Source organism: Zestomonas insulae (genome assembly GCF_016901015.1).
Taxonomy (GTDB): Bacteria; Pseudomonadota; Gammaproteobacteria; order Pseudomonadales; family Pseudomonadaceae; genus Aquipseudomonas; species Aquipseudomonas insulae.
In genome coordinates this window covers 1,065,894-1,080,966 of the sequence record NZ_JAFEUP010000001.1, presented here as the reverse complement: position 1 = coordinate 1,080,966, position 15,073 = coordinate 1,065,894, and the positions used below count along the sequence as shown (strand labels likewise).

Here is a 15,073-nt window from a genome sequence, read left to right as displayed (position 1 = left end):
GAGAAAACCAGAGGAGCAGGCCATGAGCGTCATCGTCGAGAAGAACGGTCCCGTCACCACCCTGATCATCGACCGCCCGCAGGTACGCAACGCCGTCGACCGGCCGACCGCCGAGGCGCTGGCCGAGGCGCTGCGCGCCTTCGAGGCGGACCCAGAGGCCCAGGTCGCAGTGCTCACCGGCGCCGGCGGCACCTTCTGCGCGGGTGCCGATCTCGGCGCGGTGGCGCAGGGCGCGATGCGCGCCAACCGTCTGGAAGTCGAGGGCGACGGGCCGATGGGGCCGAGCCGCATGCAGCTCGGCAAGCCGCTGATCGCCGCCATCGAAGGCTACGCGGTGGCCGGCGGTCTGGAGCTGGCACTGCTCGCCGACCTGCGGGTGATGGCCGAGGATGCGGTGCTCGGGGTGTTCTGCCGGCGCTTCGGCGTACCGCTGATCGACGGCGGCACCGTGCGCCTGCCGCGCATCGTCGGCCAGGGTCGCGCCCTCGACCTGATTCTCACCGGTCGCCCGGTGCAGGCCGCGGAAGCGCTGCAGATTGGCCTGGTCAACCGTGTGGTCGGTCCAGGCGCGGCGCGCGCCGCGGCGGAAGCGCTGGCGCGTGAGATCGCTGCCTTCCCGCAGCGCTGCATGCTGGCTGATCGGGCGAGTGCCTACCGGCAGTGGGAACTGCCGTTCGAGCAGGCTCTGCGCGACGAGTTCCTCGGCGGCCTGCAGGTGATCGAAAGTGGTGAAACCCAGGCCGGTGCGAGCCGCTTCAAGGCCGGGCAGGGACGCCACGGCGAGTTCTGAACGGGCGTTACCAAACCGCCGCTCGGCGGCGCTTGGCGACCCCGTTACCGGGTCACTCGGTTGCCGGCAATGCCGTGCCGGAAAGCTCTGCGCCTTGGGTGTGGCCCGTCCTGGGTAGAAACTTCCCGGTGGCTTGGCTGGTGACATTTGCAGGTCGGAAAAGCTGTGCAAAAAAGCGTCGATTAATCCTTTCGAGCGACAAGAAAAAATCCGCCCTTAGTGCGCTTATACGGATTCACCCCTCTAGGTAGGGTGTTCCTGGCTGATTGACCAACCAGGAGCGCCAAATGACAAGAAAAACAAGGCCCGCCATCTTCCTGCCGAAAACGCTGGCGATGGCTGTAGCCGTGGGCCTGAGCTCTCAGGCTCAGGCGGTTAATTTCAATATCGGGGAAATCGAGGGGCAATTCGACTCGGCACTGTCGGTCGGGGCCAGCTGGAGCACTGCCAAAGCCGACAAGGACCTGATCGGTCAGGCCAACGGCGGCACCGGCTACACCCAGACGGGCGACGACGGGCGACTGAACTTCAAACGCGGCGAAACCTTCTCGAAGATCTTCAAGGGTATTCACGACCTCGAGCTCAAGTACGGTGACGCCGGCGTATTCATGCGCGGCAAGTACTGGTACGACTTCGAGCTGAAGGACGAGAGCCGTCTGTTCAAGGACATTTCCGACGACGGCCGCAAGGAAGGCGCCAAGTCTTCCGGCTATCAACTGCTCGATGCCTTCGCCTATTACAACTACTCCGTCTCCGAAAAGCCGGGCACCGTGCGCCTCGGCAAGCAGGTGGTGAGCTGGGGTGAGAGCACCTTCATCGGCAACTCGATCAACAGCATCAACCCGATCGACGCCGCTGCTTTCCGCCGCCCAGGCGCGGAAATCAAGGAAGGTCTGATTCCGGTCAACATGTTCTACCTGTCGCAGAGCATCACCGAGAACCTCTCCGCCGAAGCCTTCTACCAGCTGGAGTGGGACCAGACCGTCATCGACAACTGCGGGACGTTCTTCTCCTCGGCCGACGTGCTCGCCGACGGTTGCGACAACAACTACACCATCCTCGATTCGGCCACCGTTCGTGGTCTCCAGGCTGCCAAGGCGGGTCTCGCGGGTGCTGGCGCACAGGCCGCGCTGACCGGCGTGACCGTGGTGCCGGAAGGTCTGATCGTGCCGCGTGGCGGCGACCGCGACGCCAGTGACTCCGGTCAGTGGGGCGCTGCGCTGCGCTGGCTCGGCGACGAGACTGAGTACGCCGCGTACTTCATGAACTACCACAGCCGCACACCGAACGTGAGCATGCATACTGCGAATGTCGCTGCCGTGAACACGGCACTGGCTGCTCCGGCGCTGGCTTCGGCGATCCTGCTCGGTCGTGGCAACTACTTCCTGGAGTATCCGGAAGATATCCAGCTGTACGGCCTGAGCTTCTCCACCACGCTGCCCACCGGTACCGCGTGGAGCGGTGAACTGAGCTACCGCCCGAACATGCCGCTGCAGATCAACGGCACCGACATGACTGCCAAGCTCGCCACGCCAGCTGCTGTCGCCCAGGCTGTAGGCGCTGCGACCGGTAACCCGGCTGCTGCTGCTGCTGCTGCGCGTTCCTTCGCCAATACGGACATCCGCGGCTACAACCGCAAGGAAGTCACCCAGGTGCAGACCACCCTGACGCACTTCTTCGATCAGGTCCTCGGCGCCGAGCGTCTGACCGTGGTCGGCGAGGTTGGCTACACCCGTCTGGGCGGCCTGGAAAGCACCAGCGAAGTGGCCTACGGCCGTGACTCGATCTACGGCTCGCCGCACGGCACCGCTGCCTCGAACATCGCCGCTGCCCGTGACTACGGCTACCACGGCTTCTACACCTCCGGCTCCTGGGGCTATCGTGCTCGCGGCATCCTCGACTACAACGACGTGTTCGCCGGTATCAACCTCAAGCCCAACGTGGCCTTCTCGCACGACGTCGACGGCTACGGCCCGGTGTTCAACGAAGGCTCCAAGGCATTCAGCATCGGCCTCGATGCCGAGTACCAGAACACCTACACCGCCAGCCTGAGTTACACCGATTTCTTCGATGGTGATTTCAACACTCAGATCGATCGTGACTTCGTCGCGCTCAGCCTCGGCGTGAACTTCTAAGGTCAGGGAGAAAGTACAGATGACAATTCGCAAGAGCATGCTGCAGTGCAGCGCCCTGGCTCTGAGCCTGCTGGCTGCCAACGTGATGGCAGCGGTCAGCGCTGATCAGGTTGCCAAACTGGGTACCACCCTGACGCCGCTGGGTGGTGAGAAGGCCGGTAACGCCGATGGCACCATCCCGGCCTGGGACGGCGGCCTCAAGCCCGGCGCCGCACCGGTCACGCCGAACGGTTTCCTCGGCAACCCGTACGCCAGCGAGAAGCCGCTGTTCACCATCACCGCGCAGAACCTCGACCAGTACAAGTCCAAGCTGTCCGAAGGCCAGCTGGCGATGTTCAAGCGTTACCCGGAAACCTATGTGATGCCGGTGTACACCACCCATCGCTCGGCTTCGGTGCCGGAGAACATCAACCAGGCAGCCAAGATCAGCGCGCAGAAAACCACGCTGATGGAAGGCGGTAACGGTCTGAAGGACTTCACCGACAGCCGCTACTACGCGTTCCCGGTCCCGCAGAACGGTCTGGAAGTGGTGTGGAACCACATCACCCGTTACCGCGGCGGCAACCTGCGTCGCACCATCGTGCAGGCCACTCCGCAAACCAACGGTGCCTACACCCTGGTCAACTTCGAAGACGAAGTGTCGTTCCCGACCGGCATGTCCGGCCTGGCGCCGGAGAAAGCCGCCAACGCCCTGCTGTTCTTCAAGCAGCGGGTGACTGCGCCGGCGCGTCTGGCCGGTAACGTGCTGCTGGTTCACGACTCGCTCGACCAGGTTGCCGAGCCGCGCATGGCGTGGATCTACAACGCCGGTCAGCGCCGCGTGCGCCGCGCCCCGCAGGTGTCCTACGACGGTCCGGGTACTGCGTCCGACGGTCTGCGCACTTCCGACAACTTCGACATGTACAACGGCGCGCCGGATCGCTACGACTGGAAACTGATCGGCAAGAAGGAGATGTACATCCCGTACAACAACTTCCAGATGGGCCTGCCGACCGTCAAGTACAGCGACATCCTCAAGGCCGGCCACACCAACCAACAACTGGCGCGCTACGAGCTGCACCGCGTCTGGGAAGTGGAAGCCACGCTGAAGAGCGGCGAGCGCAACATCTACGCCAAACGTCGCTTCTTCGTCGACGAGGACAGCTGGCAGATCGCCGTGTCCGAGCACTACGACGGTCGCGGTCAACTGTGGCGTATCGGTCAGGCCATGCTGGCGCAGCACTACGAGGCGCAAGCCCCGTCCTACGCCTTCGAAGCGCTCTACGACATCATTAGCGGTCGCTACCTGGCGATCGGCATGAACAACGAAGAGAAGCACGCGTTCGAATTCGGCATCAAGACCTCCGCGGCGGACTACACCCCGTCGGCGCTGCGTAGCGCTGGCGTGCGCTAATCCTCGACGGTGCAGTAGAAAAAGGGCGGCCAACACGGCCGCCCTTTTTTATGGGGCCTCGTCGCGAATTTGCCGACGCGTCTAAATCAGGGCTTTCAGAGGAACGTTCAGAAATGTTATTCAAGGGCATTCATACATAGGAGTGATGCGCCGCACCCAGCCCTTCGGGGTTAAGATCAGCGCATCGCCCGAACAATAAGAAAGAGCGACGCGATGACCAGGCATGCCCACGTTCGAGTACTCGATAGCCGCCCCGTTGCCAGCCTCCAGCTGCCCCGACTGCCCGTCAACCATGTGTCGCGCTCGCGCGTCAGCGAGCCGTTGCTGGCCAGCGGCAGCCGTCTGTCGCTGATCTGCGCGCCGGCCGGTTTCGGCAAGAGCGTGCTGCTCAACGAATGTCTGCGTCAGGCGCCGCCTGCCACCCAGCTGGTCTGGCTGGACCTGCTCGGCCGTACGCTGAGCCCCGCCGACCTGCTCGCGCGCCTGGCCCAGGCGCTGGATCAGCCGGCCCCGCCCGGCGACCCCGAAGCGGCGCTGACCGAGCTGCTCAGCCGCAGCGAACAACCGCTGTGGATCGCCCTCAACGATTACCCTCGGCAAGCCAGCCCGGAGCTGGATGCCTGCCTCGATCGGCTGGTCGAGCAGACCCCGGCGAACCTGCGCTGGTGGGTCTGCGGTCGCCGGCGTCCGGCCTGGAACCTGCCGCGCCTGCTGCTGCAGGGCGACCTGTTCGAAGTCGACGGGCCGGCCCTGGCCTTCGACGCCCAGGAGCTGCAGCAACTGCTCGACGAACAGCGCCTGAGCGTGCCCGAAGAACTGGCCGGCCAGTTGCTGCACGACACCGAAGGCTGGCCGGCGGGCATCTGCCTGCTGCTGTTCAAGACCGACACCGAAGGCCTGCGCGAGCGCATCGCCGGCGGCACGCCGCTGCTCCAGGAGTACATCGGCCGCGAGGTGCTCAACGATCTGCCACTGCCGCTGGCCCGCGCCCTGCGCGTGCTGGCGCATATTCCACGGTTCTCCGCCGACCTCTGCGAACAGTTGCTGGAGGAGGGCGGCGCCGAGATGCTCGGCGAGCTGCGCGATCGCCAGCTGTTCCTGCATGGCCTCGACAGCAGCGGCCAGTGGTTCCGCCTGTGGCGGCCGCTGGCGCTGATCCTCAAGCGCCAGCCCGGCGGCCTGCCGACCCAGGCGCACCTGCGCGCCTGTCGCTGGTTCTTCCAGCGCGGCGAGGTGCGCGAGGCGGTCGAGCACGCCCTGTGGGCGGAGCAGCCGGAGGTGGCCGCCAGCTACCTGCAGCGTTTCGGCCAGGAGCAGCTGCTCGTCGAACACAGCGTCACCCAATTCCTGCAGTGGCGCGACGAGCTGCCCAGCTCGCTGTTCGCCAGTACGCCGCGGCTGATCACCCTGCTCGGCTGGGCGCTGATGATCAGCGCGCGGCTCGACGAGGTGGACGCCTGCATGGCCGATATCGGCCGCTTCCTGCCGCAGGCCGACGCCCGCCGGCAGCGCCAGTTGCTCGCCCAGTGGCAGGCCCTGCAGGGCGTGGTGCAGCGCCAGCGCGGCCAGCCCAGCGCGCGTCAGCACTGCCTCGAGGCGCTCGAGGTGCTCAGCGAGTCGGCCTGGTCGCAGCGCATCCTCTGCTACCAGGCCCTGGCCCAGCAGGCCATGGCCCTCGGTGAACTGGAGGCCGCCGCGCATTACTGCGACGACGGCCTGCGCCTGGCGCGCAGCCACGGCAGCGTGGTGTTCGAAGGCATGCTGGAAGTCGAGCACATCCAGCTGCTGGCCCTGCTCGGCGAGTTCGAGCAAGGCGTCGCGCTGGCCGAGGCGACCGCCACGCAAGTCTCGAAGACCCTGCGGCACGGCCCGGTCAACGCCCGGTTGTTGCTGGTGCGCGCTTGCCAGTTGCTCTACCAGGGGCGCGCCGACGAGGCGCGCGCCGGTTGCCTGGCAGGGCTCGCCGAGGCCGAGCGCTGCGAGGACGCCTCGCGGCTGTTCGCCTACCTCGGCCTGATCGAGCTGGCCAATGACGAGGGCGACTTCGCCCAGGCCGCGCACCTGGCCCGCGAGGCGGAGCGCGTCATGCAATGGCAGCACGTTCCGGAAGTGCGTTATCGCGGTCCGCTGCAGTTCGCCTGCGCGCGTCTGCAACTGGCCCAGGGCGATGTGGCGGGCGCGCATGACACGCTGATCGGTCTGCTCGACTGCTACCGGAAGCATGAGCGCCTGGCGCCGTCCGGCTTCACCGACCTGATGTTGCGTGCGCGTCTCGATGTGGCGCGCTGCGAGGTGCGCCTGGGGCGTGTCGACGCGGCGCAGCGCGGCTTGCGGCAACTCTACGAGGAGTGCGTCAGCAAGGGCCTGCTGGCGCTGGTCTGCGAGTGCCGCTTCGTGCTGGTCGAGGCGCTGCTTGCCGAAGGGCGGCAGAGCCAGGCCGAGGCCGAACTGCAGCGCGCGCTCAACGAGGCGCAGCGCATGCAGCTGTTCCGCCCTGTGCAGGCGTTCTTCCGCCTGCATCCCAGCCTGCTCAGCCACGCCACCAGCGCGCAGCGCGAACGCCTGCAGCGCGGCGAGCTGGTCGACGAGGCGGTGCGCCGCGAGGACGGTTCGCCGCTCAGCACGCGCGAACTGGCGGTGCTGTCGCTGATCGCCCAGGGCCTATCCAACCAGGAAATCGCCGAGCGCCTGTACATCTCGCTGCACACCGTGAAAACCCACGCGCGGCGCATCAACAGCAAACTCAAGGTCGAGCGCCGCACCCAGGCCGTGGCGAAAGCCAAGGCGCTGGGCCTGTTCGACTGAGCCGAAGCGCCCCGTCCGGGGCGCTGGTGCGGTCATCCCCTTAGACAATTTTTGCCGCTGTCGCGCCGCCGTAGACGCTCGCGCATTGGCGCCACGTGCCTGCTGTTCCAGTGCAGGCCGCGTGGGCCGCGGCTTGGCGCGGCGAACGCAGCGAGCGGACGGGCACTCATACTTTGTATTGATCGGCAGAATCCATCCTTTGCCGGCTTATCCATCCTCGTCGCGCTGGGTACGTTGCAGGCGTAACCGGAGTGCCCGATGTCAACCCCTCGAAACGGCCGCCGCTACGTCCTGTCCCTGGTGACGGCATTTGCCCGCCCAGTGTGATCTGCGACGAGCGCGACGCTGATCGTCGTCATCCATTCCTTTGAAACCGTCCGCGCCGGGCATAGTGCTCCGGCCTGGACACCCCATCGCCCGCGGTCCGTGCGGCAGCGGCGATGAGTGAAACCGCCCAGGCGATTGCGATGGCCCGCGTTCAGCCTTGGCTTGCTCTTCTGCGAGGAAACACCATGTATCTGCGTAAGACTTTGCTGCAAGGCAGCGCCCTGGCCCTGAGCCTGCTGGCCGCTAACGTGATGGCCGCGGTAAGCACCGAAGAAGCGGCCAAGCTCGGCACCAGCCTGACCCCGCTGGGTGGCGAGAAAGCTGGCAACGCTGACGGTTCGATCCCGGCCTGGACCGGCGGTCTGGCCAAGGACGCGGCTCCGGTTGACGCCAAGGGCTTCCTCGGCGATCCGTTCGCCAGCGAAAAGCCGCTGTTCGTGATCACCGCGCAGAACGTCGAGCAGTACAAGGACAAGCTGTCCGAAGGCGAACTGGCGATGTTCAAGCGTTACCCGGACACCTACAAGATGCCGGTGTACGTCACTCACCGTACCACTGCGGTGTCGGATGTTGCCGCTCAGGCTGCCAAAACCAGTGCGCTGAAAACCAGCCTGGCCAGCGATGGCTACTCGGTAGATAACTTCGCCAGCCACGCCTACCCGTTCCCGCTGCCAACCAAAGGCGTGGAAGTGATCTGGAACCACATGGCGCGCTACCGTGGTGAGAGCACCCTGCGCGTCAACGTGCAGACCGCAGTACAGGCCAACGGCAGCTTCACCCCGGTGGTGATTGACGAAACCGTGGCATACCCCGCCGCTCTGCCGGAGTTGGGCGCGCGTGCCGACAATCTGCTGCTGATGGTCAAACAGTCTGTCACCGCCCCGGCACGCCTGGCAGGCACTGTGGTGCTGGCGCATGACTTCATCAATCCGGGCAAGGATCCGCGTAAGGCCTGGGTCTACAACGCCGGTCAACGCCGCGTTCGCGCCGCACCGCAGATCGCCTACGACGGTCCGGGCACCGCGGCCGATGGCCTGCGCACCGCCGACAACACCGACATGTTCAACGGCTCGCCAGACCGCTATGACTGGAAACTGGTGGGCAAGAAGGAGTTGTACATCCCGTACAACAACTACCGCCTGGCCTCGCCAAGCCTAAAGTACGATCAGATTATCAAGCCCGGCCATATCAATCCGGACTTCACTCGCTACGAGCTGCACCGCGTGTGGGAAGTCGAAGCGACGCTGAAGAGCGGCGAGCGCAACATCTACGCCAAGCGTCGGTTCTTCATCGACGAGGACAGCTGGCAGATCGCCGTGTCCGAGCTGTATGACGGTCGCGGTCAACTGTGGCGCGTTGGTCAGAACATGCTGATGCAACAGTACCAGGTGCAAGTGCCATGGACTGCCATGGAAAGCCTCAATGACCTGATCGCCGGTCGCTACCTGACCTCGATGATGGCCAACGAGCAGAACCGTCCGAGCCAGTTCGGCGTGAAAGTCGCGTTGGCCGATTTCACCCCGGCCGCGCTGCGGAATGCCGGCGTGCGCTAAGCGCATCCGCTAAGTTGAAAAGGCGACCTACGGGTCGCCTTTTTTATTGGCGGCACCCAGGTGCCAAGCCGGGCGGTATCATCGCCGCGCGGCGCCGTCGGTGCCGGTCGTCCAAGAGAGTGCAGGGAATGAGTCAGTCCGTTGTTGTTGCCAGCCGTCAGCCGCGCTTGCCGCCCGTGCACGTGCCGCGTCCGCGTCTGTATCAGCCGCTGCTGGCCAATGACTACCGCCTGAACCTGATCTGCGCCCCGGCCGGCTTCGGCAAAAGCGTCCTACTCAGCGAGTGCGCCCGGCAGATTCCCAGCGGCACGCGCCTGCTGTGGCTCGATCTTGGCGGTCGCGCACTCAGCCCCGCCGGGCTGCTCGAACGGCTGTCTGGGGCGTTGCGCGTGCCGGTGCCGCCGGGCGAGCCGGGCGAGGTGCTGGCGACGCTGCTCGAGCGCGTCGAGCAGCGCCTGTGGATCGTCCTCGACGACTACCCGCGGCAGCCGAATGCTGAGCTCGATGAGTGCCTCGATCGGCTGTTCGACCACATCCCGCCGAATCTGCGCTGGTTCGTCGCCTGCCGCCGCCAGCCGGCCTGGAACCTGCCGCGCCTGATGCTGCTCGGCGAGCTGCTCGAGGTCGACGCACAGGGCCTGGCACTGGACACCGACGAGCTGCACCAGCTGCTGCTCGGCCACGGCCTGAAGCTGCCCAGCGAGCTGGAGACCCGCGTGCGCCAGCAGTACGAAGGCTGGCCGGCGCTGATCAGCCTGCTGCTGCTCAAGCTCGATCCGGCGCAACTGCACGAGCGCCTGCTCGCCGGCACCGCCTTGCTGCGCGATTACCTCGAGCGCGAAGTGCTGAATGGCATCGCCGCGCCGCTGCGCGAAGCGCTGCAGGTACTCGCGCACCTGCCGCGTTTTCCCGAGGCGCTTGGCGGCCATCTGTTGGCGACCCTCGGCGCGGCGCCGCTGGACGAGCTGCGCAGCCGCCAGCTGCTGGTCGCCGACAACCCCGACAGTTCGGGTGAGCAATTGCGCCTGTGGCGTCCGCTGGCCGTGGCGCTGGCGCGCCAGCACGACCGCGCGGCGGCGATCGCCATCCATCTGCGCGCCGCGCAGTGGCTGTTCGAGCATGGCCGGGTGCGCGAGGCGATCGATCAGGCCCTGGCGGCCGACCGCCCGGAGCTGGCGGCCAGCTACCTGCAAGGCTTCAACCACAAGCACCTACTGGTCGAGGACAGCGTCAGGCAGTTCCTGCAGTGGCGCGACGAGCTGCCGCGCGCGTTGTTCGCCAGCTCGCCGCGGCTGATCATCATGCTGGCCTGGACCCTGGTGTTTCGCGGGCGGCTCGACGAGGTCGACGATTGCCTGGCCGACCTGGCGCACTTCCTGCCGCAGGCCGATCACAACCGGCAGACGCAGTTGCTCGCCGAGTGGCAGGCGGTGCAGGGCAGCCTGCATCGGCAGCGCGGCCTGGCGGCGGCGCGCGAACACGCGCTGGCTGCGCTCGCCGCCCTGGCGCCGACCAACTGGGCGACGCGCATGCTGTGCCTGCAGACCCTGGCGCAGCATGCCTTGGCCAATCAGCAGCTGGAGCTGGGCGAAGAGTTGCTGAGCGAAGGGCTGCGGGTCGCGCGGCTGAACGGCAGCCTGGCCTACGAGGCGATGCTCAACCTCGACCGCATCCACCTGCTGACCCTGCGCGGCGAGCTCGTCAAGGGCCTCGAACTGGTCGAGCTGTCGGCGCGCCAGGTCAGCGCGGGCCTGCTGCGGGGCCCGGTGCTCGGGCGCCTGCGCCTGTTGCGCGGCGCCTTGCTGGTCAACCTGGGGCGCCTCGAGGAGGCGCGCGTCGAGCTGCGCGACGGCCTGCAGGAGTCCGGTCGCTACGACGACGTCTATCAGCTGTTCGGCTATTTCGGTCTCGCCGAGCTGGCCGCCGAGGCCGGCGATTTCGCCCAGGCCTTGCAGCTGATGCAGGAGGGCGAGCGCCTGCTGCACTGGTTCAAGGTCCCGGAAATTCGCTATCGCGGCATGCTCGACCTGGCCAGCGGCTCGCTGTTCCTGCGCCAGGGCGAACTGAGCGCCGCCGAGACGGTGCTGCGCGGCTTGCTCGAGCGCTATCGCCAGCAAGGCCTGCTGGCGCCCTCCGGTTTCTACAGCCTGTTGCCACGCGTACGGCATCGGCTGGCGCTGGTCGCCTTGCGCCAGGGCCGCCACGCGGAAGCGCTCGCCGCGCTACTCGAGCTGCGTGACGAATGTTTGGCCAATGGGCAGTTCGGCCTGGCCTGCGAATGCCGCTTCAGCCTGGTCGAAGCCTGGCTGCTCGCCGGGCGCGCCGCGGACGCCGAGCAGGAGCTGCGCCAGGGCCTGGCCGAGGCGCAACGCATGCAGCTGATCCGCCCGCTGCAGGCGCTGTATGCGCGGCAGCCGGAGCTGCTGCTCGAACATGCCAGCGAAGAGCAGCAACAGTTGCTGCTGCGCGCGCGGCAGACCGTGAGCGAGCCCGGCGAGCAGCTGAGTGCACGCGAGCTGGAGGTCCTCAAGCTGATTGCCGCCGGCCGCTCCAATCGGGAGATCGCCGAGCGGCTGTTCATCTCGCTGCACACGGTGAAGACCCACGCGCACCGGATCAACGCCAAGCTCAAGGTCGAGCGGCGCACCCAGGCGGTGGCGCAGGCCAAGCGCCTCGGCCTGCTCGACGAGGGGAAACCTAGTGCAGCGCCGGACTTGGGCTGATCTGCCCGAGGCGCTGGCTGAGTAGCAGGCGCTGTGCCGGGTCCTCGGTGAGCAGCAGCGCGCACTCGAGGTCGTAGCGTTCGGCCTGCGGGCAGTCGAGGCGACGGTACAGCTCGGCGCGGGCCAGGTGATCGGTGACCGACGGCGGTCCCAGTTCGAGCACGCGTTCGGCGTCCTTCAGTGCGGCATAGCTGTCTTCGGCCTGCAGGTGCAGTTGGCGCAGGTTGCGCGACAGGCGCTGGAGCATCTGCCGCGCGTCGCAGGCCAGCAGGTGCTCGGCCGAAAGTCCGGCGCGCGGGCCGAGGTGGCGGAGCAGCAACTCGCGACAGTCGCGCGGGTACAGCCGGCGTCCGCCGCAGGGATCGAGCAGGTGGTCGGCGCCGGGCACGCGCAGCAGGAAATGGCCGGGGAAGTTCACCCCTTGCAGCGGAATCCCCAGCTGCCGGGCCAGCTCGAGGGCCAGCAGCGCCAACGACAGTGGCTGGCCGCGGCGGCGTTGCAGCACGCGGTGCAGCAGGGCAGTCTGCGGGCGCAGCGGCACGTCGTCATCTTCGTGGAAGTCCAGTTCGGCGAGGCGCCGCAGCAGCGGTTGCGCGAGTTCCTGCGGCGGCTGTTCGGGCAGCGCGACAAACACCTGCTGGCGCACCGCGTCGAGCGCCGTCAGCCAGGCCGCGGGCTGCAGCTCGGCGTCGTGCTCGGCAGCGATCCACAGCGCGGCTTCGAACAGGCGCGGCGGCTCTTCGGCGAGGCAGGCGAAACAGCGTTGGCGCGGTGTCATCGATGTCTCCTGGCGTTTCCTCGTTTGTAGCGGGTTGATCAATTTTCGTCCAGCGTTGCTTATGCCGAGCAGTCTGCCTGCGTGCCGTAGATATACCCGGCAAGCCGGTCGGTTCCGGACGCGACACCTATACTGCCTGTACCAACAGCAAGGGAGCCCCACCATGTTTGCCATCATGGAAGCCGCCCGGCTAGAAGCGCTGCACGTCGCGCAGGATCCGGAGACCGGCCTTCGGGCGATCATCGCCATTCACAGCACCAAACTGGGCCCCGCTCTCGGTGGGTGCCGTTACATTGCCTATCCCGACGACATCAGCGCGTTGCGCGATGCCGTGCGCCTCGCGCAAGGCATGAGCTATAAAGCGGCGCTGGCCGGCCTCGAGCAGGGCGGCGGCAAGGCGGTGATCATTCGCCCGCCGCACGTGGACAACCGCGGCGCGCTGTTCGAAGCCTTCGGACGTTTCATCGAGAGCCTCAAGGGCCAGTACGTCACCGCAGTCGACAGCGGCACCTCGAGCGCCGACATGGATTGCATCGCCCAGCACACCGGGCATGTCACCAGTACTACCAGCGCCGGCGACCCCTCGCCGCACACCGCCATGGGCGTATTCGCCGGGATTCGCGCCACCGCCCAGGCGCGCTTAGGTAGCGATGATCTGGAAGGCTTGCGAGTGGCGATCCAGGGACTGGGCAACGTAGGCTTCGGCCTCGCCGAGCAACTGCATGCGGCCGGCGCCGAGCTGATTGTCAGCGATCTCGATACCGGGCGCATGAGCCTCGCCCAGGAGCAGTTCGGTGCCCAGTTGGTGGCGCCGGATGCGTTGCTCAGCACGCCCTGCGACATCCTCGCGCCCTGTGGTCTGGGCGGTGTGCTGAACGCCGACAGCGTCGGCCAGTTGCACTGCGCCGCGGTGGCGGGAGCGGCCAACAATCAGCTGGCCAGCGGCGAAGTCGCCGACGAACTGGAGGCGCGCGGGATTCTCTACGCGCCGGATTACGTGATCAATTCCGGTGGGCTGATCTACGTCGCCCTCAAGCACCGGGGCGAAGAGTTGCCGCGCATCACCGCGCACCTGTCGCAGATCGGCATGCGCCTGACCGAAGTGTTCGCCCACGCGCAGGCCGATAAACGCTCGCCGGCGCGGGTCGCCGACCGCCTGGCCGAACGGCTGCTGTATGGCAGCTGAAAGGAGCGCCGCACAAAAAACGGGCTCATCGAGCCCGTTTTCCGTTGCGCGGTAGCGCCTGAGTCACTCGGTGTCGGCGGCGCTCAGCTCGTTCAGCGCATCCGGCTGATTCTTGAAGGCGCGGGCGAAGATGTCGCGGTTCTTCGCCATGTAGATGCCCAGGTCCTCGACCTGCTGTTCGTTCAGCGAGGGCACGGCCTTGAGCAGTACGTCGGCCAGCGACTCGGCCAGTTCGAGCATCTTGTCATGACGATCCGCTTCGGCCTTATCCATGAACAGGCGCTCCGGGTCCCGGCTGCTGCGATACACCACTTCGACGGCCATTCATCACCTCACCTTCATACCAGTCAGTTTCGAGTTAACTGTTCATTTATACAGTGCCGCGCAGCATAAGGCAGTTGCTTGCGTTTAGCCAGTGGCAAACCGCCAGTGAGGGCTCAGCAATCGACGCGATAGAAAATCTTTAGTCGGTAATACTGGATTACGGTCGTCATCTAAAGTTAAATTACATGCGTCATCCAATTAAGCGCAGTACCACTTTCTTCCCTTGGAGAACCGACATGAGCAAGCAATCTGAACACGGCACTGCGCTGATCACCGGTGCGTCCAGCGGCATCGGCGCGACCTACGCCAAGCGCCTGGCGCGCCGCGGCTACGACCTGCTGCTGGTGGCGCGCGACGAGCAGCGCCTGGCCGCGCTGGGCAGCACGTTGAGCGAAGAGACGGGCGTGCGCGTCGAAGTGCTGCGCGCCGACCTGACCCAGGAAGCCGACCTGCAGGTGGTCGAACAACGCCTGCGCGACGACGCGGCGATCAGCCTGCTTATCAACAACGCCGGTGTCGCCACCAACGGCCCGCTGGCCGAGGCCAACGCCCAGCAGGTGGGTACGCTGATCAACCTCAACATCGTCGCGCTGACCCGCCTGTCCAGCGCCGCTGCGGCCAGCTTCGGCGCGCGCGGACGCGGGGCGATCATCAACGTCGCCTCGGTGGTGGCGCTGATCCCGGAAATGTTCAACGCCGTGTACAGCGCCAGCAAGGCCTATGTGCTGAGCCTGACACAGACCATGCACCACGAGCTGAGCGCCCAGGGCGTGCAGGTGCAGGCCGTGCTGCCGGGCATTACCCGCACCGAGATCTGGGAGCGCAGCGGGATCGACGAGGCGAACCTCAACCCGGCGATGATCATGGAAGTCGGTGACATGGTCGACGCGGCGCTGGCCGGCTTCGATCAGCGCGAGTTGATCACCATCCCTTCGCTGCCGAATGCCGACGACTGGGCGCAGTTCGTCGCGGCGCGCGGCAAGCTTGGTCCCAACCTGTCTCACAGCCGTCCCGCGGAACGCTACCGGATCGCCGGCTAAGACTCTGCGGACGGACCTT

At 66.4% G+C, this 15,073-nt stretch carries 10 protein-coding genes; 8 read left to right on the top strand and 2 right to left on the bottom strand.

Annotation, left to right across the window (positions count from 1 at the left end; translation table 11 throughout):
* Positions 1–22: 22 nt before the first annotated feature.
* The 6 genes from JQX08_RS05180 (at position 23) to JQX08_RS05155 (ending at position 11,726) form a co-directional block, all read left to right on the top strand.
* Complete coding sequence (locus JQX08_RS05180; protein ID WP_204915174.1) at positions 23–790, top strand: crotonase/enoyl-CoA hydratase family protein; 768 nt, start codon at positions 23–25, stop codon at positions 788–790.
* 287 nt (positions 791–1,077) lie between these two features.
* Positions 1,078–2,925, top strand: coding sequence for a DUF1302 domain-containing protein (locus JQX08_RS05175; RefSeq protein ID WP_204915173.1), 1,848 nt, complete (start codon positions 1,078–1,080; stop codon positions 2,923–2,925).
* A gap of 19 nt (positions 2,926–2,944) precedes the next feature.
* The gene (locus tag JQX08_RS05170; protein WP_239481965.1) at positions 2,945–4,318 is read left to right on the top strand and encodes a DUF1329 domain-containing protein; all 1,374 of its coding nucleotides are present in this window, start codon (positions 2,945–2,947) and stop codon (positions 4,316–4,318) included.
* 213 nt (positions 4,319–4,531) lie between these two features.
* The gene (locus tag JQX08_RS05165; RefSeq protein ID WP_204915172.1) at positions 4,532–7,123 is read left to right on the top strand and encodes a LuxR C-terminal-related transcriptional regulator; all 2,592 of its coding nucleotides are present in this window, start codon (positions 4,532–4,534) and stop codon (positions 7,121–7,123) included.
* Positions 7,124–7,635: 512 nt separating this feature from the next.
* A complete protein-coding gene (locus JQX08_RS05160; RefSeq protein WP_204915171.1) occupies positions 7,636–9,003 on the top strand; it encodes a DUF1329 domain-containing protein in 1,368 nt (455 codons plus the stop codon).
* A 128-nt stretch (positions 9,004–9,131) separates the two neighbouring features.
* The gene (locus JQX08_RS05155) at positions 9,132–11,726 is read left to right on the top strand and encodes a LuxR C-terminal-related transcriptional regulator (protein ID WP_239481964.1); all 2,595 of its coding nucleotides are present in this window, start codon (positions 9,132–9,134) and stop codon (positions 11,724–11,726) included.
* Here JQX08_RS05155 and JQX08_RS05150 read toward each other — a convergent pair.
* Positions 11,701–12,504, bottom strand: a complete 804-nt coding sequence (locus JQX08_RS05150; protein ID WP_204915170.1) for a SirB1 family protein — start codon at positions 12,502–12,504, stop codon at positions 11,701–11,703. The genes JQX08_RS05155 and JQX08_RS05150 overlap by 26 nt on opposite strands.
* 163 nt (positions 12,505–12,667) lie before the next feature.
* On the opposite strand from JQX08_RS05150, the gene JQX08_RS05145 reads away from it, so the two are divergent.
* Positions 12,668–13,690 (top strand): Leu/Phe/Val dehydrogenase, encoded by a 1,023-nt coding sequence (locus tag JQX08_RS05145; protein WP_204915169.1) that lies wholly within the window; start codon positions 12,668–12,670, stop codon positions 13,688–13,690.
* A gap of 63 nt (positions 13,691–13,753) precedes the next feature.
* Here the strand turns inward: JQX08_RS05145 and JQX08_RS05140 are convergent, their stop codons facing one another.
* The gene (locus JQX08_RS05140; RefSeq protein WP_204915168.1) at positions 13,754–14,014 is read right to left on the bottom strand and encodes a YebG family protein; all 261 of its coding nucleotides are present in this window, start codon (positions 14,012–14,014) and stop codon (positions 13,754–13,756) included.
* A gap of 236 nt (positions 14,015–14,250) precedes the next feature.
* Between JQX08_RS05140 and JQX08_RS05135 the strand changes: the two genes are divergently transcribed.
* Entirely contained in the window at positions 14,251–15,054 is an 804-nt protein-coding gene (locus JQX08_RS05135; RefSeq protein ID WP_204915167.1) for an SDR family NAD(P)-dependent oxidoreductase, read from the top strand.
* Positions 15,055–15,073: the final 19 nt, after the last annotated feature.